Source organism: Haloferax volcanii DS2, from assembly GCF_000025685.1.
In the GTDB taxonomy this organism is placed as follows: Archaea; Halobacteriota; Halobacteria; order Halobacteriales; family Haloferacaceae; genus Haloferax; species Haloferax volcanii.
In genome coordinates, this window is the sequence record NC_013964.1 from 81,919 (window position 1) to 102,678 (window position 20,760).

Annotated in this window: 18 protein-coding genes; 3 read left to right on the forward strand and 15 right to left on the reverse strand. The window is 66.1% G+C overall.

The features are described from left to right. Window positions 1–42: 42 nt before the first annotated feature. From HVO_RS00350 to HVO_RS00395, 10 genes are all read right to left on the reverse strand, one after another. Window positions 43–573: an Lrp/AsnC family transcriptional regulator gene (locus HVO_RS00350; RefSeq protein ID WP_004041082.1), complete on the reverse strand. Its 531-nt coding sequence runs from the start codon at window positions 571–573 to the stop codon at window positions 43–45. A gap of 212 nt (window positions 574–785) precedes the next feature. After that, window positions 786–1,901 (reverse strand): DUF917 domain-containing protein, encoded by a 1,116-nt coding sequence (locus tag HVO_RS00355; protein WP_004041081.1) that lies wholly within the window; start codon window positions 1,899–1,901, stop codon window positions 786–788. Further along, window positions 1,898–2,986 carry a DUF917 domain-containing protein gene (locus HVO_RS00360; RefSeq protein WP_004041080.1) on the reverse strand — a complete coding sequence of 363 codons (1,089 nt, stop codon included), beginning with the start codon at window positions 2,984–2,986 and terminating at the stop codon, window positions 1,898–1,900. The genes HVO_RS00355 and HVO_RS00360 overlap by 4 nt, the downstream gene beginning before the upstream one ends. Continuing rightward, window positions 2,986–4,530 (reverse strand): hydantoinase/oxoprolinase N-terminal domain-containing protein, encoded by a 1,545-nt coding sequence (locus HVO_RS00365; protein ID WP_004041079.1) that lies wholly within the window; start codon window positions 4,528–4,530, stop codon window positions 2,986–2,988. Before HVO_RS00365 ends, HVO_RS00360 begins: the two co-directional genes overlap by 1 nt. Continuing rightward, window positions 4,523–5,614: a DUF917 domain-containing protein gene (locus HVO_RS00370; RefSeq protein ID WP_004041078.1), complete on the reverse strand. Its 1,092-nt coding sequence runs from the start codon at window positions 5,612–5,614 to the stop codon at window positions 4,523–4,525. The genes HVO_RS00365 and HVO_RS00370 overlap by 8 nt, the downstream gene beginning before the upstream one ends. Continuing rightward, on the reverse strand, window positions 5,611–6,681 hold the full coding sequence (locus HVO_RS00375) for an ABC transporter ATP-binding protein (RefSeq protein ID WP_004041077.1): 1,071 nt from the start codon (window positions 6,679–6,681) through the stop codon (window positions 5,611–5,613). Before HVO_RS00375 ends, HVO_RS00370 begins: the two co-directional genes overlap by 4 nt. Continuing rightward, a complete protein-coding gene (locus HVO_RS00380) occupies window positions 6,674–7,786 on the reverse strand; it encodes an ABC transporter ATP-binding protein (protein WP_004041076.1) in 1,113 nt (370 codons plus the stop codon). Before HVO_RS00380 ends, HVO_RS00375 begins: the two co-directional genes overlap by 8 nt. Beyond that, window positions 7,783–8,682 (reverse strand): ABC transporter permease, encoded by a 900-nt coding sequence (locus HVO_RS00385; protein ID WP_004041075.1) that lies wholly within the window; start codon window positions 8,680–8,682, stop codon window positions 7,783–7,785. The genes HVO_RS00380 and HVO_RS00385 overlap by 4 nt, the downstream gene beginning before the upstream one ends. Continuing rightward, the gene (locus HVO_RS00390) at window positions 8,679–9,710 is read right to left on the reverse strand and encodes an ABC transporter permease (protein WP_004041074.1); all 1,032 of its coding nucleotides are present in this window, start codon (window positions 9,708–9,710) and stop codon (window positions 8,679–8,681) included. Before HVO_RS00390 ends, HVO_RS00385 begins: the two co-directional genes overlap by 4 nt. After that, a complete protein-coding gene (locus HVO_RS00395; protein ID WP_004041073.1) occupies window positions 9,707–11,428 on the reverse strand; it encodes an ABC transporter substrate-binding protein in 1,722 nt (573 codons plus the stop codon). Before HVO_RS00395 ends, HVO_RS00390 begins: the two co-directional genes overlap by 4 nt. A gap of 746 nt (window positions 11,429–12,174) precedes the next feature. Between HVO_RS00395 and HVO_RS00400 the strand changes: the two genes are divergently transcribed. Further along, window positions 12,175–13,044 carry an SMP-30/gluconolactonase/LRE family protein gene (locus HVO_RS00400; protein ID WP_004041072.1) on the forward strand — a complete coding sequence of 290 codons (870 nt, stop codon included), beginning with the start codon at window positions 12,175–12,177 and terminating at the stop codon, window positions 13,042–13,044. A gap of 84 nt (window positions 13,045–13,128) precedes the next feature. On the opposite strand, the gene HVO_RS00405 is transcribed toward HVO_RS00400, so the two are convergent. Together HVO_RS00405 and HVO_RS00410 are read right to left on the reverse strand one after the other, a co-directional pair. Beyond that, on the reverse strand, window positions 13,129–13,545 hold the full coding sequence (locus HVO_RS00405; protein WP_004041071.1) for a GlcG/HbpS family heme-binding protein: 417 nt from the start codon (window positions 13,543–13,545) through the stop codon (window positions 13,129–13,131). 175 nt (window positions 13,546–13,720) lie between these two features. Continuing rightward, window positions 13,721–15,337 (reverse strand): glycoside hydrolase family 28 protein, encoded by a 1,617-nt coding sequence (locus HVO_RS00410; protein ID WP_218623629.1) that lies wholly within the window; start codon window positions 15,335–15,337, stop codon window positions 13,721–13,723. Between the two features lie 56 nt (window positions 15,338–15,393). On the opposite strand from HVO_RS00410, the gene HVO_RS00415 reads away from it, so the two are divergent. Both HVO_RS00415 and HVO_RS00420 read left to right on the forward strand, forming a co-directional pair. After that, window positions 15,394–16,821: a sulfatase family protein gene (locus tag HVO_RS00415; protein WP_013034978.1), complete on the forward strand. Its 1,428-nt coding sequence runs from the start codon at window positions 15,394–15,396 to the stop codon at window positions 16,819–16,821. 108 nt (window positions 16,822–16,929) lie between these two features. Then, window positions 16,930–18,060, forward strand: a complete 1,131-nt coding sequence (locus HVO_RS00420; RefSeq protein ID WP_004041068.1) for an enolase C-terminal domain-like protein — start codon at window positions 16,930–16,932, stop codon at window positions 18,058–18,060. Between the two features lie 143 nt (window positions 18,061–18,203). On the opposite strand, the gene HVO_RS00425 is transcribed toward HVO_RS00420, so the two are convergent. The 3 genes from HVO_RS00425 to HVO_RS00435 all read right to left on the reverse strand — a co-directional run bounded on the left by HVO_RS00425 (window position 18,204) and on the right by HVO_RS00435 (window position 20,731). Next, window positions 18,204–18,422 carry a hypothetical protein gene (locus HVO_RS00425; protein WP_004041067.1) on the reverse strand — a complete coding sequence of 73 codons (219 nt, stop codon included), beginning with the start codon at window positions 18,420–18,422 and terminating at the stop codon, window positions 18,204–18,206. Between the two features lie 180 nt (window positions 18,423–18,602). Beyond that, window positions 18,603–19,664 carry an ABC transporter ATP-binding protein gene (locus tag HVO_RS00430; protein ID WP_004041066.1) on the reverse strand — a complete coding sequence of 354 codons (1,062 nt, stop codon included), beginning with the start codon at window positions 19,662–19,664 and terminating at the stop codon, window positions 18,603–18,605. After that, a complete protein-coding gene (locus tag HVO_RS00435) occupies window positions 19,661–20,731 on the reverse strand; it encodes an ABC transporter ATP-binding protein (RefSeq protein WP_004041065.1) in 1,071 nt (356 codons plus the stop codon). The genes HVO_RS00430 and HVO_RS00435 overlap by 4 nt, the downstream gene beginning before the upstream one ends. Window positions 20,732–20,760: the final 29 nt, after the last annotated feature.

Genomic DNA, 20,760 nt, shown 5'->3' on the forward strand with positions numbered 1-20,760 from the left:
TTCTGGGGTCTCCGCTGCGTGGGGGTGACCCGACCCTTCGATTCAGGGGCGGTCCAGCTCTTTGTCCCACGCCTTCCACGTCTTCAGAAGCGGGATGATGGTGTAGTCGTCGACGATTTCCTCGCCGTCGAAGAGGTCCCAGACGTACTCTTTCAAGGTGTTCAGGTCGGTGTGCCACGCGCTAAATACGAGGTCGTACTCGCCGAGACAGGAACTCGTGTTGTAGACGAGTCCCTCGTCGATGAGCATCGTGATGAACTCGGTCCGCACCTCGGAGGAGACGTGCTGGTCGAACGAGACGAGTATCTGCGCGTCGGCGAGGTCGGCCTCCTGGAGGACGATGACCGCGAGGATTTCGAGCACGTCGCTCTCTTGAAGCTTCTCGCGGCGGCGACGGACCGCGGTCCGGGAGAGTCCGACGCGCTCGGCGAGTTCGGTGTCTGAGATGCGGCCGTTCTCGTTGAGCGCGCGGAATATCTCGTAGTCGTGCTCGTCGAGGTAGTTTTCGAGGACCGCCTCCGGCGTGTTCGGGTCGGGCGGCGCGTCGGCGGACGTGAGGTCGGGGTTTTCCATGGTCGGCTGTATTGGTGGGGTTCGATTTGAAACTGTGGGTGGCGTAAACGAACCAAAACGATACAATAGTTGTGTCGAATTGGCTAGTTCACGGCTTGCGGTGGGTTGGTGGTGGGTAGCGAGCGATTCGGTCGTGGGACGCCGCGCGAAACGCGGCGTCGAGGGCGATTCAGCGGCGAGGCCACCGGCGCGACCGAAGCGTCACCACCGGGTCACCACCCCGTCTCGTCCCGCGGTAGCGGGTCGTACGGAACCTCGTACCCGAACGCTTCGGGGCCGATGACGTCGAGCGCTTCGGGCGTCGTGAGCAGTTCGGGCGCGGGCACGCCGAGGACGCGGACGCGCTGGCCGTACCGCAGGGCGTCGGTCGTGACCGGCGCGCCGGTGTCGGTGTCGACGAGGCAGATGAGGTCGGGCACGGTCGTCCGGAGGTCGCCGTCGTCGTCCCGCGCGACGAGGAACTCGTTTTGGAACTCGATTTCGAGGGTCGCGTCCTCGTCCAACCCGGCGAGCGTGACGCTCCCGAGGGCGAAGCCGTCGCGGTTGCGGCGGTGCACGTCCACGATTTTCCCGGCGAACAGCTCCTCGCCGCCGAGCAGTTCGCGGCCGGCGTCGACCGGGTCGGTGCCGGCGTCGCGGGCGCGTTCGACCGCCCGCCCGAGTTCGGTGGCGAGCGAGACGGTGTGGGGAACCGCGTACTCCGAGACGAACGCGCCGGTCATGAGCGGGAAGGCGTAGCCCGAGCGGCCGCCCATCTGGACGGTGATGGCCCGCGCGAGGTCTTCGAGGCGCTTGGCCGAGTCGATGTCCCGGTAGACGACCTGATTGCCGCGCTCGTCGGTCGTCGCCGCGTAGTTCACGGGCGTGCCGTAGATGAAGAACGTGTCCATCTGGAGTTCGGGGAACGCCCGGCCCATGCCGTCGGCGTCGACCACGGGGAGGTCGGTCATCGCCGCCACGCACAGCGGGGCCATGCTGTTCGCGCCGCCGATTTCGCCGGGGATGAGCGCGTCGACCGTCTCGCCGGAAAGCTCCTCGATGGCCCGAAGCGACTGCACTTCCTCGTCGCCGCCGGCGAACTTCTCGACGCTGATGGTGGGCGCGCCCATCCCGCCGACGCTCGCCACGGTGGCGTCGGGCGGCAGGTCCCGCGGGTCGACCAGTTCGACCGAGTCGGGGTAGGCGTCGTCTTCGAGGAGCGTCTGGAGTCGCAGGCGGCCGAGGCGGGGGTTGCCGCCGCCGCCGGTGCCGAGGATGCCCGCGCCGGTGCCGAGCGCTTCGAGGTCGTCGAGCGTTATCTCCGTCAGGTGTGGGATGTCGAAACTCATGGGTGGTCCGCGAGTGGTTCGTAGGTCGCGTCGAGGCCGAACGACGCCGGCCCCCACACGTCGAGCGCGGCGGGCGTCCGCATTATCTCGGGCGTCCGGATGCCGAGCACGCGGACTCGCGCCCCGTACCGGAGGCTCTCGGTCGGAATCGGACCGCCCGTCTCGCGGTCGAGGACGGTGATGAGGTCGGGGACGGTCGCCACGTAGCTCCCGTCGACCGCCGCGCCGAGGTTCTCGTTTTGGAACTCGATGCGCATCGTCGAGCCCTCGTCGCCGTCGAGGCCGTCGATATCGACGTGGCCGAAGACGAACCCGCGCTCGGTGCGGCGCTGGACGTCCACGATTTTCCCCTCGAACAGCGACCGCGCCTCGCCGTAAATCGACTCGCGGGTCACCTCGCGGATGGCGCTCATCGCGTCGTCCTCGGCGAGTCGGAGCGCGCGGCCGAGGTTCTTCGCGAGCGACATCGTGCCGGGGATGGCGGTCTCGTTGACCTGCGTCCCGGTCATCGGGTAGTCCGAGACGTAGGCGACGCCGCCCATCCTGACGGTGACGCCGCGGGCCAGCCACTCCAACTGGTCGTTGTCCTCAGTCTCGATGAGGCAGGTGCTCCCCTGCTCGTCGCTGACGGCCGCGGGCGTCCCGCTGACGCCGTAGATGTTGAACGTCTCGTGTTGGAGTTCGGGGAAGGCGCGTCCCATGCCGTCGGCGTCCACCACGGGGAGCCCGCGGCGGGCCGCGACGGCGAAGGGGAACGTCGAGTTGATGCCGCCGCACTCGATCGGCATCGTCGCGTCGGCGGTCTTCCCGAGTTCGCGCTCGATGCGCTCCATCGAGGCGACGGCCTCCCGCCCGCTCGGGAGCTTTTCGACCGAGACGGTCGGCGCGCCCATCTGGGCGGTCGGGATGACGAAGTCGTCCGCGTCCAGTTCGTCCGGGGGGAGGAGTTCGACGGGGCCGAACTCCTCGATGGCCTGCTTCGCGACGAGTTTGCCGACGTGGGGGTCGCCCCCGCCGCCGGTGCCGAGGACAGTCGCGCCGAGCGCGATGTCTTCTATCTCCTCGACGCCGATTTCGACCGTCATCAGTGGTCGAGCGCCCCGGCGGCCTTCACCTTGATTCGCACCGCGTTGCCGGGCAGGTACGAAAGCGGGACCTCCTCGACGTCGACGATGTCCACGGTGTCGGCGTCCGCGCCGGCGGCGAGCGCGTTGTCGGTGGCCTCGTCTTTCGCGTGCTGGATGGCCTCCTCGCGGTCCATCTCGTCGAGGCTGTAGATGCGGTCGACCTCGCCGGAGACCTGCGCGATGGCGACGCCGACGGCGTTCGCGACCTCGTAGTGGTCGGGCTTGTGGACCTCGCTCGCGCCCGCGATGTCGTCGGGGACGAGGATGCTCCCGCCGCCGACGATGACCACGGGGACCGGCTCGGCGCTCGTCTTCATGCGGTCGACCTCGCGCTCGACGCGCTCTCTGACGTACTCGCGGGCGGCCTCGACGATTTCACCGTCGACGTCCGGCGTCTCGGAGCCGATGTCGATGGTGCCGGCGGCGACTTCGAGGTCGGTCGCGGTCAGCGTCTCCCCGCCGAAACACTTCGCCTCCTCGGTCAGTTTGTAGCCGACGCTCTGGGGGCCGACGGTGACGCCGCCGTCGGTCGAGACGATGGAGCCGCCGCCGATGCCGATGGCGATGATGTCGGGCATGCGGAAGTTGGTCTTCACCTCGCCGATTTCGACGGCGACGCTGCTCTCGCGGGGGAAGCCCTCGGTGACCGCGCCCACGTCGGTGGTCGTGCCGCCCACGTCGACGATGATGCCGTTTTCGACCGCGGAGAGGTACGCCGCGCCCCGGACCGAGTTCGAGGGGCCGCTGGCGACCGTGAAGATGGGGTAGCGGATGGCGTAGTCGACGCTCATCAGCGTCCCGTCGTTCTGGCCGAAGTAGAGGTTCGCGTCGATGCCGCGTTCGTTCATCGCGTCGACGAAGGCGTTCGCGGCCTCCGAGGCGACGCTCGTGAGCGCGGCGTTGAGCGCCGTCGCGTTCTCGCGTTCGAGCAGGCCCACGCTGCCGATTTCGTTCGAGACCGAGATGGGCACGTCGTCACCGACCTCCTCGCGGATGAGTTCCGCGACCCGCGTCTCGTGGTCGTCGCGGACGGGCGAGAAGACGCTCGTCACGGCGAAGGCGTCCACGTCGGAGAACTCGCGAATCTGCGCTCTGACCTGCTCCTCGTCGAGGTCGTTGAGGAGTCGGCCGTCGAACTCGTGGCCGCCGTCGAGGATGGCGACGTTGTTGCCGATGGCCGCGGCGAGGTCGTCGGGCCATTCGAGGAGCGGGCGGATGCTCTGGGTCGCGGGCGCGCCGATGCGGATGACGCCGACCTCGTTGAGGCCGCGCCGCTCCGTGATGGCGTTCGTCGCGTGGGTCGTGCCGAGCATCACGTAGTCGAGTTCGTCCTCGGAGACGCCGCTGTCGTCGAGGACCACGTCGAGGGCGCTGAGGATGCCCGAGGTGATGTCTTCTGTCGTGGGGGTCTTCGTCTTCGCGAGGAGGTTGTCGTCGCCGTCCATGACGACGGCGTCCGTGTTGGTGCCGCCGACGTCGATTCCGATTCGGTAGTCAGTCATGTCTGGGTTGCTGGAGAGTTTCGATTGGTTCGTAGTCGATGCTGTAATCGAAGTACGCCGGGCCGACGAGGTCGAGTCCCTCCTCGGTCCGCCACTTCGGTGAACACGGCATGCCGATGACCCGCACCCGGTGGCCGTAGGCGAGTCGCTCGGTGGTGACGGGGTCGCCCGTCTCGGCGTCCACGACCGTAATCAGGTCGGGGGTGCTCGCCACGACGCCGCGCTCTGAGTCGCGGGCGACGAGGTTCTCGTTTTGGAAGTCGAGGGCGAACGTCCGGCCCTCGCAGTCGTCGATGCCGTCGAGGGTCGCCTCACCGACGGCGAAGCCGCCTTCGGTCCGGCGCTCCACGTCGGTTATCTTCCCCGCGAACAGTTCGTAGCCGTCGGTGAGGTCGAGGACCGCCTCGACGGGGTCCTGCGAGCGGTGCTTGGCGGTGCGAATCGCCTCGCCGATGTCGTGGGCGAGGGACATCGAGTCGAGAATCGCGTGCTCGCGGACTTCCGCGCCGGAGAGCGCGTAGGTGCCTATCATGCACGCGCCGCCCATCTCGATGCTCGTCACGCGGGCGAACGCCTCGGCGTACTCGTTGCTGACGGTGTTCACGAGAAGCGAGTTGCCCTTCTCGTCGGCGATGCTCATCGGGGTCGCGCTGACGCCGCCCATCGTGAGCGTCACCATCTGCACCTCGGGGAACGCCCGGCCCATGCCGTCGGCGTCCACGAGGGGAAGCCCGAGCGCGGCGGCGACGGCGATGGGGACGGTGCTGTTCAGCCCGCCCGCCTCGATGCTCATCGTCGCGTAGGCCTCCTGTCCGAGGTGCGTTTCGAGCGCCTCGAAGGCGGCCAACGCCTCGGTTCCCTTCGGCATCTTCTCGACCATCACGGTCGGCGCGCCGAGCATCGCGCTCGGGATGACGAGCGCGTCGTCGGGCACGTCTCGCGGGTCGATGAGGTCGACGGGACCGTGCTCTTCGATTGCCTGCTGTGCCATCAGCTTCCCGATGTAGGGGTCGCCCCCGCCGCCCGTCCCGAGGACGGTCGCGCCGGTGGCGAAGTCGTCGATGTTGTCTGTGGTTATCTTCATGGCTCTTGGTTCGATGCGACCCCCTCGTCGGCGACCGCCGCGACGGCCACCTCGGGCACGTCGTCGAACGCGTCGGCGTACGCCTCGTCGTAGATGTGACACCGGACGCTGGGGCCGGCGTCGACCGCGACGAACGCCGGTTCGTCGGCCGAACACGCGTCGGTCGCGTAGGGACACCGCGTGTGGAACCGACAGCCCGTGGGCACGTCCCGCGGACTCGGAATTTCGCCCCGGAGCGGTTCGTGCCGCGGCTTGTACGCCTCTTCCTCGTCGGTCGTGACGGGAATCGCGGACAGAAGCGCCCGGGAGTAGGGGTGTCGCGGCCGCTGGAAGACCTCCTGCGTGGGGCCGCGCTCCTGAATCTCACCGAGATACATCACGGCCGTCTCGTCGGCGAAGTTGCGGACCAGAGAGAGGTCGTGGGTGATGAACAGGTAGGTGAGCCCGAACTCCGCCTGTAAGTCCTCGAGGAGCGCGATAATCTTCGCCTGCACGCTCACGTCGAGGGCGCTCGTCGGCTCGTCGAGCAAGAGCAGTTCCGGCTCGACCGCGAGCGCGCGGGCGATGTTCACCCGCTGTTTCTGCCCGCCGGAGAGTTCGTGGGGGTACTTGTTCCAGTACTCGTCGTTCAACTCGACGCGTTCGAGCAGGTCGACCACGCGCTCCCGGAGGTCGGACGTCGCCACGCCGCGGGCCTTCAGCGGGACCGCGAGCGACTTGCCGATAGTCCGCCGTGGGTTCAGACTCGACGTGGGGTCCTGAAACACCATCTGGACGCGCGACCGGAGGCGAGCCAGTTGCTCGTCGGCCGCGTTCGTGATGTCCTCGCCGTCGAACCTGACGGTCCCGCCGGTCGCGCCGGTCAGGCCGATAATCGTCCGAGCGACGGTGCTTTTGCCGGAGCCGGACTCGCCGATGAGCGCGAGGGTCTCCCCGCGCTCGATGTCGAACGAGACGCCGTCGACCGCTTTCACGTAATCGGACGTGCGCTTGATGATGCCGCTTTTGACGGGGAAGTACTTCTCGAGATCGTCGACGTCGAGCAGGGGTTCGGACACGTCAGTCACCCCCCGTCTGCTTGCCCGGTCGCCGGGTCATGTGGCTCCGGGTCTCTTCGACGGTCGGCCGCTCGGACGCCGGGACGACCTCGTCGTAGAGGACGCACTCGACGCCGGTCTGCGGGCCGCGCTCGTACATCTCCGGGCGGGCCTCCTCGCACTCGGCGGTGGCGTAGGGACACCGCGGCGCGAACCGACAGCCCGGCGGCGGGTCGAGATACTCGGGAATCGAGCCGTCGATGCCGGTCGCCATCTCGTCGCCCGTCAGGCGCGGAATCGACGCGATGAGCCCCTGCGTGTAGGGGTGTTTCGGGTTCTCGAACAGCTCGTCTGTCGGCGCGGTCTCGACGATGCGGCCGCCGTACATGACGTACACGCGGTCGCTCACCTGTCGAGCGACGCCGAGGTTGTGGGTGATCATCAGGACGCTCAGGTCGTGGTTCTCGATGAGATCCTTCAGCAGGTCGAGAATCTGGTCGTGAATCGTCACGTCCAGCGCGGTACCGATTTCGTCGGCGATGAGCAGGTCCGGCTCGTTCAGCAGGGCCTGCGCGATGAGCGCGCGCTGACGCATCCCGCCGGACAACTGCGACGGGTACGAGTCCATGATGTTCTCGGGGTCCGGCATCTGAACCTCGCGGAGCATCTCCAAGACGCGCTCGCGCGCCTCGTCGCGCTCGCCGCTGAAGCGGCGGCGGAAGAACTCCACGACGCCCGTGTCGCTGTCGCCGCCGAACTGCGCGGTGTCGGTGAGCTGTTCCCCGATGGTGAACGTCGGGTTCAGGCTCGACATCGGGTCTTGGAAGACGAGGCTCATCCGCTGGCCCTTGACGCGCTCGAACTCGCGGTCCGAAAGCGACAGCAGCTTCGTCCCGTCGAACGTGATGTCGCCGCTGACGCGGGCCGGCGGCTGATTCAGGAGGCGGAGGATGGACTTCATCGTCACCGACTTGCCGCAGCCGGTCTCGCCGGCGATGGTGACGACCTCGCCTTTGCCGATAGAGAGGTTGACGCCGTCGATGACCTCCGCGAGGCCGTCGAACGACTCGAAGCCGACTTCGAGGTTCTCGACGGTCAAAAGCGGGTTCTCGGCGACCGGCTCGTCGAGTCTCATCGGTTCACCTCCACGTCGAACAGGTCACGGAGGCCGTCTCCGAGCATGTTGAACCCCATCACGAGGACGAAGATGGCGAGGCCGGAGAAGACGCTCACCCACCACGAGTCGGGCAGGTACGACGTTCCTTGGCTGACCATCGTGCCGAGGCCGGGCTGGGGCGGCTGGACGCCGACGCCGATGAACGACAGGCCCGCGCCGATGAGGATGACGAAGCCCGCGTCGAGGGTCACTTTGACCAGAATCGGCGACAGCGTGTTCGGGAGAATCTCTCGAAAGAGGATGTGCGGCGTGCTCGCGCCGGCGAGTTTCGCGGCCTGCACGTACTCCTCGCTGCGCTCGCTGGCGACGATGCTCTGGACGAGGCGGGCGTGCCACGTCCACCACAGCGCCGCGATGGCTATCATCGCGTTCGTCAGCGTCGGCTCCAAGGCCGATGTGATTGCCAACGCCATCACGAGCGGCGGTAAGGCGAGCGCCGTGTCGGTCGCCCGCATGATAATCGTCTCGGTCCAGCCGCCGTAGTAGCCGGCGACGAGGCCGAGCAGCACGCCCACGGGGACGCCGAAGCCGAGGACGACGGCCACGAGCATGAGCGACAGCCGGTAGCCGAAGAGGATGCGCGAGAGCACGTCGCGGCCGACGTGGTCGGTCCCCAGCGGGTGGTCGACGCTCGGCGGCTGAAGCGTGTTCGAGAAGTCGGTGAACTTCCCGGCGTGTTCGGGGTACGGCGCGACGACGGGCGCGAAGACGGCGAGCAGGACGATGGCGATGATGATGCCGAGACCGACGACGCTCATCGGCCTGCTGGTAAAGCGCTTCCACGACCGTTGCCAGAGTTCGCGGCGCTCGGCCGAGACGACCCGGTCGAGGACGCTCGTCGACTCGGCGCTCATGTCGCCTCCTCCATCGCCAGTCTGATGCGCGGGTCGACGCGACCCAACAGCACGTCGACGAGGAAGTTGATGCTCACGAACGCGACGCCGATGGTCATCGTGACGCCGACGACGGCGTTGAAGTCGTTGTTCAGCACCGCGGTGACGCCGTAGGACGCGAGGCCGGGCCACGAGTAGACGAGTTCGATGAGGAACGCGTTGCCCAGAAGCGAGGCGTACAACAGCCCCAGAATCGTGAGCGTCGGGATGAACGCGTTCTTGAGCGTGTACTTGTACGTGACGAGCCACGAGGGGAGGCCGAAGCCGCGTTCGGCCTCGACGTAGTCTTGGTCTTTCACGTCAATCATGCTCGACCGGGTGATGCGCATCACCTGTCCGATGCCGGCGAGCGAGAGCGCGAGCGCCGGGAGGATGATGTGCGCCCACGCGTCGACGTGGGCCGCGAGGTTCCCCGACAGCAGGGTGTCCACGAGCAGGAAGCCCGTGAACCGCGAGACGCCCGAGCCGAACTCCGAGCCGAGCCGCCCCGTGATGGGGAGCCATTCGAGCAGGTAGCCGAATATCAGCTGGAACATGATTGCGACGAAGAAGCCGGGCACGCTCACGCTGAAGAACGCGACGAGCCGCGTCGCGTTGTCGGCGAGCCCGTCTTTGTTCTGCGCGGCGATGACGCCCAGCGGGATGCCGATGACGACGGTGAGGAACATCGACACCGTGATGAGTTCGAGCGTCGCCGGCAGGTAGTAGACGATGTCGGTGCTGACCGCGCGCTTCGTTTCGAGGCTCGTCCCGAGGTCTCCGACGAGCAGGCCCCGCATGTAGTCGAGGTACTGCAACGGAATCGGCTTGTTCAGGCCCATCTCGGCGGCGAGCGCCTGCACCTGCTCTTCGGACGCGAGCGCGCCGAGGGCCATTCGCGCGGGGTTCCCGGGGAGCACTCGTGACGTGGTGAAGATGATTATCGACAGGCCGATGAGACTCACGAGGATGCCCGCGAGCCGGCGCACGAGATACTGCCAGTACTTCATTCTTGGTAGATGTCGGGGAACCAGTAGTCGAAGCTCATCGACGGCCGGAAGGTGTAGCCCGCCACGTCGGCGGCGAAGGCGTGTTTCTTCGACTGGACGAAGATGAACAGGTCGGGGTACTGGTTCGCGATGCGTTCTTGCACCTCGGCGTACAGTTCGGCGCGGGCGTCGGCGTCGACCGTCGAGCGCGCCTCGTCGATGAGGGAATCGACGTTCTCGTCTTCGAGGTGTTCCATGCTCATCCACGTCGAGGCGGCCTCGGAGTGGTACTGGTTGTAGAACACCGTGTCGGGCGAGGGGTACACCGGCCCGTAGAACACCTGATTGATGTGGGGCGTGTCCTCGACGCTCGTGGCGAGTTCCGTCATCGTCCCCCACGTCTGGGGGTTCAACTCGACGTCGATGCCGATTTCGTCCATGTTCTGCTGGAACAGCAGCCCCATCTTCTCTTCGAGGCCGTAGTCCTTCACGTAGGTGTTCTGGACGGTGATGTCGCCCTCCTCGTAGCCGGCGTCGGCGAGAATCTGCCGCGCCCGCTCGGGGTCGTAGGTCGGCTGGACGATGTCGTCGTTGTGGACGCCGAACGACGACGGGAGCGGGCCCTGCGCGGGGAGCGACCCCGGCGCGATTTCGTTGCGCGCCGTCTCGTAGTCGAAGCCGTAAGCCATCGCCTCGCGGACCGCGGGGTCGTCGGTCGGGGCCTTCTGGGTGTTGATTTTGAAGTAGAACGTCGTCACCGTCGGCACCGACTCGACGCGGATGTCGTCTTCGGCAGCGAGCGCCTCGTAGGTCTCCTCGCTTTGGTACTGGCTCGACATGTCGAGTTCGCCCGTCTTCATCAGCGAGCGGACGGTCGGGTCGTTGGTGATGATTTGGACGGTGACGTTGTCGTACGCGCCGTCTTTGAACGAGCCCCAGTAGTCCGCGTAGCGGCTGAACGAGATCTGGGCCTGCCGCTCGAAGCCCGCGAGCTCGTACGGGCCGGAGCCGGCGTCGTTGTCGTTGAGGAACGACTGGGCGTAGTCGCCGCGGTCGCCGAAGTCGCCGTCCTCGGCGTTGTCGAGGACCTGCTGTTTGTCGACGACGAACAGTAACACGAGCGTCGCGAGGAACGGCGAGTGGACGCGGTCGAGCGTGAACGACACGGTCCGCTCGTCCTCGACGGTCACGTTCTCCTTCGAGAGCACGTTACCGAGCAGCGACGAGTAGCCTTGGTTGATATCGAGGAAGCGCTCGGCCGAGAACTGCACGTCCTCCGCCGTAACGGGGTTGCCGCTGTGGAACGTCGCGCCCTCGCGGAGCGTGAACGTGTAGGTCTGGTTGTCGTCCGAGACGGTCCAGTCCTCCGCGAGGTGCCCCTGCAAATTCCCCTCCGTATCGGGGAACACGAGCGGGTCGTAGAGGTTGACCAACGCGAGCACCTGCGTGTAGTCGGTCCCCTTCGCGGGGTCGACGGTCCCGAAGCGCTGGGTCGCGCTCATGCGGAGCGTCGAACTGCCCGAGTCGCCGCCGGACGACGACTCCGTCTCTGTCTCCTCGTCGTCGCCGCCCGAGGCCGTGGTCTGTTCTTGGCCGTCGTAGCTCTCGCCGCCGCCGGAACAGCCCGCGAGACCGGCGATTCCGGCCGTCCCGAGCGCCTTGAGGAAGTTCCGCCGACTCGCCGCGTCTCCGAACCGAGCGCGGACCGACTCCGACGCCGAACCCACCTGCGACCGCATCTGTGTGATGTCTTTTCTCGACATACGTTACTCATCCTCACAGAGGTGCAATGGAACATAAAGATACCGTATAGTAACCTAAAACAATATTCTCGGTTCAAAACGAAATGCCCGATGAACAATATGGAACAATGTGGCTGTCTGTCGTCTGCCACACGTCTGGTCGTGTCTCCGTAATCGACGGACTGCACGACCGTCCGAAGCACGTCGCCGGCTGTCGTGGACGATTGGAAATATTAGTTTTCCGCCCGCTGGCGCTCGCTCACCGCTCGCGCCCGCGCTCTCCCACGCTACTGCGACGAGAGCCCGTTCCCGACTGTACAGTTCTCGGTCGTTCGAGACGGATTATTATAAGAAAGCAATGATATTTTGAAATATGACAAATTTATCTGGGGCCTCGTAGGGGGCCTATCATAAATTCACAAAGTGGATTCTAAAACGCCTATTTATGGCTATAACATCTGGTTTATCTCCTTATTACTGGATATTTATTAGTCATTGTGACTCGACAACTGATTGCCTATCTATACTGAATCCTATATTTTAAGAAAAATATATGCTTACTTACTTTTTATGACCTCACACAAGACGCTGTTCCGAACCGTCTCTCCGGCTTGGTTGCACCCGGCTTGTTCGCCCCGTTCCATCTCGCAGAAGTGATTCTGAAATCGGAAATCTAGTTGACAATTTGGCACGTGGTGTGACTCGGACGACGCTTAAGTCCCCGCGGGGAGAACGGCCACTCGATGGCATGGGAGTTCGAGCGGGTCGCGGGTCCGTTTCGGGCCACCGAGGGCCCGATTTGGACCGGCGACGCGGTTCGATTCACGGAGATAAAGGAGAATCAGGTCCTCGAATACGACCCGGGGACGGGAGAGACGTGCGTCTACATCGACTCGACCGCCGGCGCGGTCGGCCTCCACGAGGGACGCGACGGCGAACTGTACGCCTGCGAGGCCGAGGGCCACCGCATCGCCGCGTTGACACCGGGTGAATCCGCGTCGGTCGTCGTCGACGAGTTCGAGGGGACGCCGCTCAACGGGCCGAACGACCTCGAAATCGACCACGACGGGGATATCTGGTTCACCGACCCCGACGACAAAGACCGGGGGCTGCTCGGTCACACCTCCGTCTTCCGCGCCGAGCGGGTGGATGCGGACGCGAGCGACGGTTGGCGACTCGTCCGCCTCACAGACGAGATGGACCGACCGAACGGCATCCTCCTCTCGCCGGACGAGTCGCGACTGTACGTCGCAGAATGCACCTACGGCCCGGACCAAGAGACCGACCTGCGGGCCTATCCGATTCGCGACGACGGGTCGCTCGGCCCCCGCGAGATACTGCACGACTTCGGTGACCATCGCGGTATCGACGGCATGACGCTCACGGAGTCGGGCGACATCGTCGCCTGCGCCGGCTGGGAGAAAGGCGGCCCCGGACCGTCGATATATGTGTTCTCCCCGGAGGGCGAGGTGCTCGAACGTCACCCGTTCCCCGAGAACCGCCCGACGAACTGCACGCTCGGCGGGCCGGACTGCTCGACGCTCTACGTCGCGGACATGACGGGCAGCCTCTACGCGGCCGAGACCGACCGCTCGGCGTACGTTCGCTTCTGACCGAAACGGGACCGCGAGGACAGCTACGCTGGAGTGGCTGTCGTCGGAATCGACCCCGACCGCGGCGACTCCGACGCGGGCGTCTCAGCGGAGCGGTTCGAACGCGTCGAGCCCCGCTTGGGACGCTTCCATGTCTTCGGACACCGCGCCGCCGCTCGCGCCGACCGCGCCGACGACGACGCCGTCGTGTTCGACCGGGAACCCGCCGCCGAAGACGACGACGCGACCGTTATCGGTGGTGTGGAGGCCGTACACGTCGCCGCCGGGTTCGGCTCCTTCCTTCAGTTCGTGGGTGGGCTTCTTCACCGCGGCCGCGGTGTAGGCCTTGTTCTGTGCGATGTTACTCGCGACGAGCTTCGCACCGTCCATCCGGCGGAAGCCGAGGAGGTTCCCCTCGCTGTTCGTCACCGCGAGGTTCAGCGGAACGCCGAGTTCCTCGGCTTTCTCCTCCATCGCGTCGAGAATCGTCTTGGCTTCGGCTAGCGTCAGCTCTTGTACCATCGACTCGACCGTCGGCGGCTCGGAGCAAAAATCCACCGCTCACGGGGAGAACCGCCGCCGGAACGGCCACAGACGGCGATGCAGCTATTCGAACCGAATCGAACGCTGCGGACTCGACTGCGCGTGTTCGCGTTCGCGTTCCCCTGTCGTCGTCGCGTCGGCTTGAACGTACGGGTTACCGCGGGAGGGCGTTCCCCGACCGCTCGAACGACGCCACGTCGCCGGCGTCGGCGGCGTCGATGAGGTCGTTGTTGACGAACAGGCGCTCGTCGGCCGTGTCCGACAGCGAGAGGAACGTTCCCGTTCCCTCGGTCGCCCGCGAGTTCCGAACCGTGATGTCCGTCGTGTCGGAGACCGAAATCGCCGCCGCGTCGTCGTCGCGGTGGGCCTGTCGGCCGACGAAGCCGTCGACCAGCAGGCCGTCCACGTCCTCGCAGGCCAGTCCGCTCCGGTAGTAGTCGGGCAGGTCGCCGTCGTCGTCCCACTCGACGGTCACGTCGCGCATCGTCACGTCGCGGGCGTTCTCGACGTGGACGCCGGCGATGTCGTTGGCGAAGATGGGCGTGACGACCGAACTCGGCTGGAGGTCGAAGTTACCGCCCACCTCGTCGGCGTGCTCGCTTCCGGCGAGGTCGATGCGGACGTTGTCGAACTCGATGGTCTCGATATCGGCGTCCGCGGAGCCGTAGACGAGCGCGCCGTTCTCGCTGCGCGCGACGATGTTCGAGAAGCGCACGTTCCGAATCCCGCCGAGGTCGGTGTCGCCGTCCCGCGGGACCGACGTGACGTAGATGGGCTCGCCTTTGCCCCACCACGGGCCGGGGAGCATGTTGGAGTTGACGACGATGTCGGTGAAAAGCACGTTCTCGACGACGCCCGAGTCGCGGTGCTGGATGCCGAGGCCGCGGTTCGATTCCTGCACGACGATGTTCTGGAACAGGCAGTCGCGAATCGTGTCGTCGGTGCCCGAGCCGAACTTGATGGCGCAGGCGCTCGACCGGAGCGTGCAGTTCGTCACGACGATGCCCTCGCAGGTCGTCGGCTCGTCGGGGCGCGCGCCGAAGGTGATGCTGTCGTCGCACGACTGGATGGTGCAGTCGGAGATGTGGACGTTCTTCGTGTCGCCGAGCGCGATGCCGTCGCAGTTCGGGATGAGCAGGTGGTTGAGGATGTCGACGCCGCGGATATCGACCTCCTCGGTTCCATGGAACGACAGCGTCCACGCGGGCATGTCGCGGATGGTCACGTCGCGGACGCGGACGTTCGTGCAGTTGTTGAACCGGAACATCGGCCCGGGCCGGAAGTCGGGTTTGGCGACGGGCCAACCGTCCGTCCCACTCGTCCGCGAGAGATAGGCGTCGCCCTGCCGCGCCTCGTGGGGACCGTTCGAGATGAGCGGGTGGGACGCGCTCTCGTTGGAGTGGCCCTGAATGGGCGTGTCCATCCGCATGAACTCGGTTCCGAGGCCGTCGAACTCGCCCTCGCCGGCGATGGTGACGTTCTCCACGTCCTCGGCGAGGAAGAAGATGCGCTCGTTGTCGGGGCCGATGAACTTGTCCGTGAACTCCGACTCGTCTTTCGCGGGGCTGACGACCGCGCCGGCTTCCAGATAGAGCGTCACGTCGCTTCGGAGATGGACGGTTCCGACGGTGTACGGCCCGCTGGGGACGGTGACGGTCCCGCCGCCGGACTCCGAGCAGTCGTCGATGGCCGTCTGGAACGCCTCGGTCTGGAGGTCGGCCGTCTCGTCGGCGTAGGCTGTCACGTCGAAGGCACTCGCTGCGGGTGGCATGTACGCGTACCCTCGCGGTGACCTATCTTTATACTACTGGTGGTCGGAGTTCGGCCGTGAGTGATGCTCGCCCAAACGTCCTGTTCGTGATGACTGACCAGCAGCGGTCGGACACGATTCGGGCGCTCGGAAACAGTCGAATCCACACCCCGAACATCGACCGCCTCGTCGACCGCGGCGTCTCGTTCACCAACGCCTACTCGCCGGACCCGATCTGCATCCCGGCGCGGCACACGATTCGAACCGGCTGTGAGGCCGTCTCGACGGGCTACCTCGGGAACGAAAAGCGCGACGCGCGACACCTCGAAGACCGGTGCGGCCCCTTCCTCGCCCGGAGCATGCGCGAGCGGGGCTACCGGACGTTCCTCGTCGGAAAGTACCACGCCCACCCCCGCGACATCGACCTCGGCTACGACCACCACCTGAGTTTCGAGGCGTTCCGCGAGGAGACCGGCCACGAGGTCAAGACGACCGCCCGGCAGGGCGCGATGGTCCATCTCCCCCAGCAGAACCGACTCCCGCCGGACGACAATTACGAGGCGTGGATGACCGACCGCGCGGTGGATCTCGTCGGCCGCGACACCGACGAGCCGTTTTTCGGCCTCGTCTCGTACGAGCCGCCGCACCCGCCGTTCGCGCCGTCGCCGCCCTTCGACCGGATGTACGACCCCGAACGGCTCGAAAACCCGGTGAAAGGCGACCTCGAAACCGACCACATGGACGAGAAGATCCCCGCCCAGAACCACCACTTCTGGACGACCCGCGAGGGCGGCATCGACGACACCACCGTCCGGGTCATCAAGGAGTACTACTACGGGATGATTTCCGAGGTCGACCGCCGCATCGGTCGCCTGCTCGACGCGGTCGAGGCCCGCGACGACGCCGACAACACCCTCATCTGCTTCTTCTCGGACCACGGCGAACTCCTCGGTGACCATCGCGGCTGGGAGAAGTCGTCGTTCTTCGAGTCGTCGTGTCGCGTCCCGTTTCTCGTGAGTTGGCCCGCGGAGCTTCCGGCCGGCGAGCGCCGCGACGACCTCGTGTCGCTCACCGACCTGTTCGGCATCGCGACGACCGCCGCGGACGACCAGGAACTCCGCGATGGCGTCGACGTGCTCGGGACGATTCGGGGCGACGCGGAGTCCCGCGAGCGACTGTTCGGCTACCACCGGACGCCGCGGCTCCCGCCGAACTTCACCGGGATGGTCCGCGAGGGCCGCTGGAAGTACGTGTTCATGCGCAACGGCGGCCGCGAACAACTGTTCGACCTCGCGGCCGACCCGAACGAACTCGACGAGTGCGCCGCCGACAACCCCGAGGTCGTCGCCGAACTCCGCGACGCGCTGGCGGCGAAGCTGGCCGACGCGGGCGCGGACGAGTTCGTCGAGAACGGGACGCTCCGGCGCGCGCCGTACCAGGAAATCGACATGGGCCGACTCGTCCGCGAGCCGTACCCCGAGGAGCCGGCGGACGCGCTGGACTGACGCGTCGTCGTCGCCGGGTTCTCTCCCCCGCTCTCCCCGCCGTCCGGTCCCCGAAATCGCCGGTCCCGCCGTACTTTTATGACCGTTCCGCGTAACCGACTACCACGAATGGAGATCAGCGACATCCGTACCATCCGGTTCAGCTGTGCGTCCCACATCGACCCCGACGAGAAGGGTCACGGCCACCCCGGCGAGCCGAGGGAGTCGACGCGGACCATCACCCACGTCGTCGTCGACGGCGGCCCCGACGGCTACTGCCGCGGCGGCCACGAGGCGGCCAACGAGTTCGCCAAGAAGCACCTCGTCGGCGAGAACCCGCTGTACCGCGAGAAGCTCTGGCAACTGCTCTGTCGGGCCGAGCGACTGAACAAGGGAACGCTCACCGACAAGCGCGTCGCGCCCATCGACTGCGCGCTCTGGGACATCGCCGGCAAGGACGCCGGCCTCCCGGTCTACCAACTCATCGGCGCGGCCCGTGACTCGGTCCCGGCGTACGGCAGTACGATGGTCGGTGACGACGACCCCGACGGACTCGGCTCGCCCGAGGCGTACGCAGACTTCGCCGAGGAACTCGTCGCGGAGGGGTATCAGGCCGTCAAACTCCACACGTGGATGCCGCCGTTCGGTGACGACCCCGAACAGGACATCGCCGCCTGCCGGGCGGTCCGCGAGCGCGTCGGCGACGGCATCGACCTCATGCTCGACGCCCACCACTTTTACAGCCGGAGCGAGGCCAAGAAAATCGGGAAGGCGCTCGAAGACCTCGACTTCCGCTGGATAGAAGAGCCGATGGACGAACACTCGATGTCCTCCTACGAGTGGCTCTCGAACGAACTCGATATCGCCGTCGTCGGCCCCGAGACCGCCGAGGGTCGGATGCACACCCGCGCCGAGTGGATTAAGCGGGACATCGCAGATATCATCCGCGTCGGCGTCTACGACGTTGGCGGCCTCACGCCGGCGTTGAAGGCGGTCGGCCTCTGCGAGTCGTTCAACATCGAGTGCGAGATTCACGGCCGCGACGCGCCGAACCTCCAACTACTCGGGACGATGGCGTTCCCCGGCCGGTACTACGAGCGCGGCCTCCTGCACCCGAAGCACGACTACGAGACGTACTTCCCCGGTCTCGAACACCCGCCGGACGAAATCGACGACAACGGCGTGGTCGAACTGCCGAAGACGCCCGGCCTCGGCTACGCGTTCGACTGGGACTACATCGACGCCAACCGCGTCGCGTAACTACCTCGGCGGGCGGGACGGAACGACCCCGAGTGCGACGAGAGAGAACGACGACGCGACGGCGGTCGCTCGCGAAACGCTATCCCCGTTTTTCCGAGTGGTGATTCAGTTCGCCGTTCCGGTCGGTGGCCGAGTCTCGGAGGTCAATTGTACGCGCCCCAGAGTCGGAGCAACAGGTAGCCGCCGACGGCGACGCCGACGAGCGAGATGCCCCAGACGCCGAACATTCCTGCAATCGTCCCGTCGAGGACGAAACGCGCGAGGAGAATCATGCAGACGCCGGCGAGCGCGGTCATAATGAAGTTCCGGTTCGACGCCGCGGCCTTCCGGAGCGAAGGCACGCGCGATGCGTTGACTGACATACGTACCCACACGGTCGCTCTCCGCACACAAATAGATACTGCTCGCTCGGAGGTCGTTCGACCGGCTCGGACGGCTCTGCGGGGCGAAAACGTGGTGCTGGAAAGCGGCTGACGGTCAGCGGTCAGCGGTCGGTGGTCGGCGGTCGATAGTTGGCCGCGCACGGCGTCCGCGAGCCCGGTTCAGTCGTCGACGATGCTCGGACTGTCCCAGTACTCGTGGTCTTCGTCGGCGCGGAAACACCGCGCGGCGTGGCCGGTCTCGTCTTCGAACGCGCCCGGGTCGTTCGTCTCACAGACCTCGCGCGCCTTCGGACAGCGCGGGTGGAAGTGACAGCCGCTGGGCCGGTTCGTCGGGTCGGGGATGTCGATTTTCCGAATCGGAAGGTCGTCGTCCTCGTCTCCTTCGTAGAGGTTCGGGGTCGCCCACTTCAGCGCCTGCGTGTAGGGGTGCTGAGGGTCACCGATGACCTGCTCTATCGGCCCGACTTCGACGATGCGGCCGAGGTACATGACGGCGATGCGGCCGCCGGACTTCTCGGCGATGTACCGGGCGTTCGAGAGGTCGTGGCTGATGAAGACGTAGGAGGTGTTGAACAGGTCTTGCAGTTCGAGCATCAGGTCCATCATCTCCACCCGGAGGCTCACGTCGAGGGCGCTGATGGCCTCGTCGGCGAGGATGACGTCCGGGTTCAAAAGCAGCGACCGAACCAACACGACGCGCTGTTTCTCGCCGCCCGAGAGCTGGTGGGGGAACCGCTCGACGAAGTCCTCGGCGGGCGTGAGCCCGACGCGTTCGAAGAGCGCGTAGATGCGCTTTCGGCGCTCCTCCTCGCCGAGACTCGGGTTCCACTTTTTCAGGGGGAGCATCAGCGAGGTGAGGATGCGCTGGTTCGGATTCAGCGCGCTGCCGGGGTCCTGGTGGATAATCTGGAGCGACCGCCGAATCTCCGAGAACGGGATGTCCGGGTCGCGGCTGTTTTTCGCCTCCCAGATATCCTGTCCGCGGTAGGTAATCGAGCCGTGGGTCGGCTCCTGCGCGCCGATGATGGCCTTTCCGAGCGTCGACTTACCGCAGCCGGACTCGCCGATGAGCGTGACCACGTCGTTTTCCCCGATGTCGAGCGAGATGCCGTCGACGGCGCGGACCGTCTGTCGCTCGCCGAACAGGCCGAGGAAGCCGCTGCTGTCCGTGAAGTGGACCGATACGTCGTCCACCGAGAGGATGGAGTTATCGACGCTCATTCGGCCTCACCGCCCTCTTCGGCCGCTTCCATCGCGGGAATCGGAATCTCGTCGGACACGTCGTCGTGGTAGAAACACGCGGTTCGGTGGCCGCCGCCGCGGTCCGCCATCGGTGGCTCCGCCTCCGCGCAAGACTCGTCGGCCATCGGGCACCGCGGCCGGTACGAACAGCCGGGGATGTTGGTCACCGGGTCGGGCTTCGACCCCGAGATGGACTGCATCTCCTCGATGGGGGCGTTCAGGTCCGGCGTCGCGTTGAGGAGCGACCGCGTGTAGGGGTGCGCGGCGTCGTACAGTATCTCCTCGGTCGAGCCGATTTCGACGATGTCGAACGCGTACATCACGACGAGCCGGTCCGCGAGCTTGGTGAGAAGCGGCAGGTCGTGGGTGATGAAGATAATCGTCAGGTCGTACTCCGCTTTGAGCTCCTTGAGCAGCGAGACGATAGAGCGCTGCATCAGGAGGTCGAGCGCGGCGGTCGGCTCGTCCATCACGAGCACCTCCGGTTCGAGGATGAGCGCGAGCGCGACGAGCGCGCGCTGTTTCATCCCGCCCGAGAGCTCGTAGGGGTACGAGTCGAGGACGCGGTCGGGGTCTAAGTAGAGGTCGCCCAGAATCTTGCGGGCGCGGTCGAGCCCCGCCTCCACGTCGCGGTTGTGGTCTTCGAGGGTCTCCCTGAAGTGGCCGCGGACCTTCTTGACGGGGTTGAACGAGCTCATCGCACCTTGGAACACCATGGCGACTTCGCCCCAGCGGAACTTCCGCAGCTCTTCCTCGTCGAGGTCGAGCACGGAAATCGGCTCGCCGCCGTCGGGCGGGTAGTAGGTGACCTCGCCGGAGGTCTCGCCCGGACTGACGACCGCGTTCATCAACGCGGACGACGTCATCGACTTGCCGCTGCCGCTTTCGCCGACCATCCCGAGCGTCTCGTTGCGGTAGATGTCGAAGTCGACGTTGCGGACGACTCTCGATTCGCCTCGGTTGGTCCCGAAGGTGACCTCCAGGTCGCGGACTTCGAACACGACGTCTTGGTCGGGGTCCGAGTCGTTCTGATTCGACGTTCGCATTGCTTGGTTGGTAGTCATCGTCTGGTTAT

Coding starts and splice junctions, on each gene's coding strand:
- HVO_RS00360 (WP_004041080.1), bottom strand. CDS start 2,986: ATGACGGTCGAAATCGGCGTCGAGGAGATAGAAGACATCGCGCTCGGC.
- HVO_RS00430 (WP_004041066.1), bottom strand. CDS start 19,664: ATGAGCGTCGATAACTCCATCCTCTCGGTGGACGACGTATCGGTCCAC.
- HVO_RS00400 (WP_004041072.1), top strand. CDS start 12,175: ATGGCATGGGAGTTCGAGCGGGTCGCGGGTCCGTTTCGGGCCACCGAG.
- HVO_RS00405 (WP_004041071.1), bottom strand. CDS start 13,545: ATGGTACAAGAGCTGACGCTAGCCGAAGCCAAGACGATTCTCGACGCG.
- HVO_RS00435 (WP_004041065.1), bottom strand. CDS start 20,731: ATGCGAACGTCGAATCAGAACGACTCGGACCCCGACCAAGACGTCGTG.
- HVO_RS00380 (WP_004041076.1), bottom strand. CDS start 7,786: ATGAGACTCGACGAGCCGGTCGCCGAGAACCCGCTTTTGACCGTCGAG.
- HVO_RS00355 (WP_004041081.1), bottom strand. CDS start 1,901: ATGAGTTTCGACATCCCACACCTGACGGAGATAACGCTCGACGACCTC.
- HVO_RS00390 (WP_004041074.1), bottom strand. CDS start 9,710: ATGAAGTACTGGCAGTATCTCGTGCGCCGGCTCGCGGGCATCCTCGTG.
- HVO_RS00370 (WP_004041078.1), bottom strand. CDS start 5,614: ATGAAGATAACCACAGACAACATCGACGACTTCGCCACCGGCGCGACC.
- HVO_RS00410 (WP_218623629.1), bottom strand. CDS start 15,337: ATGCCACCCGCAGCGAGTGCCTTCGACGTGACAGCCTACGCCGACGAG.
- HVO_RS00350 (WP_004041082.1), bottom strand. CDS start 573: ATGGAAAACCCCGACCTCACGTCCGCCGACGCGCCGCCCGACCCGAAC.
- HVO_RS00385 (WP_004041075.1), bottom strand. CDS start 8,682: ATGAGCGCCGAGTCGACGAGCGTCCTCGACCGGGTCGTCTCGGCCGAG.
- HVO_RS00395 (WP_004041073.1), bottom strand. CDS start 11,428: ATGCGGTCGCAGGTGGGTTCGGCGTCGGAGTCGGTCCGCGCTCGGTTC.
- HVO_RS00365 (WP_004041079.1), bottom strand. CDS start 4,530: ATGACTGACTACCGAATCGGAATCGACGTCGGCGGCACCAACACGGAC.
- HVO_RS00425 (WP_004041067.1), bottom strand. CDS start 18,422: ATGTCAGTCAACGCATCGCGCGTGCCTTCGCTCCGGAAGGCCGCGGCG.
- HVO_RS00420 (WP_004041068.1), top strand. CDS start 16,930: ATGGAGATCAGCGACATCCGTACCATCCGGTTCAGCTGTGCGTCCCAC.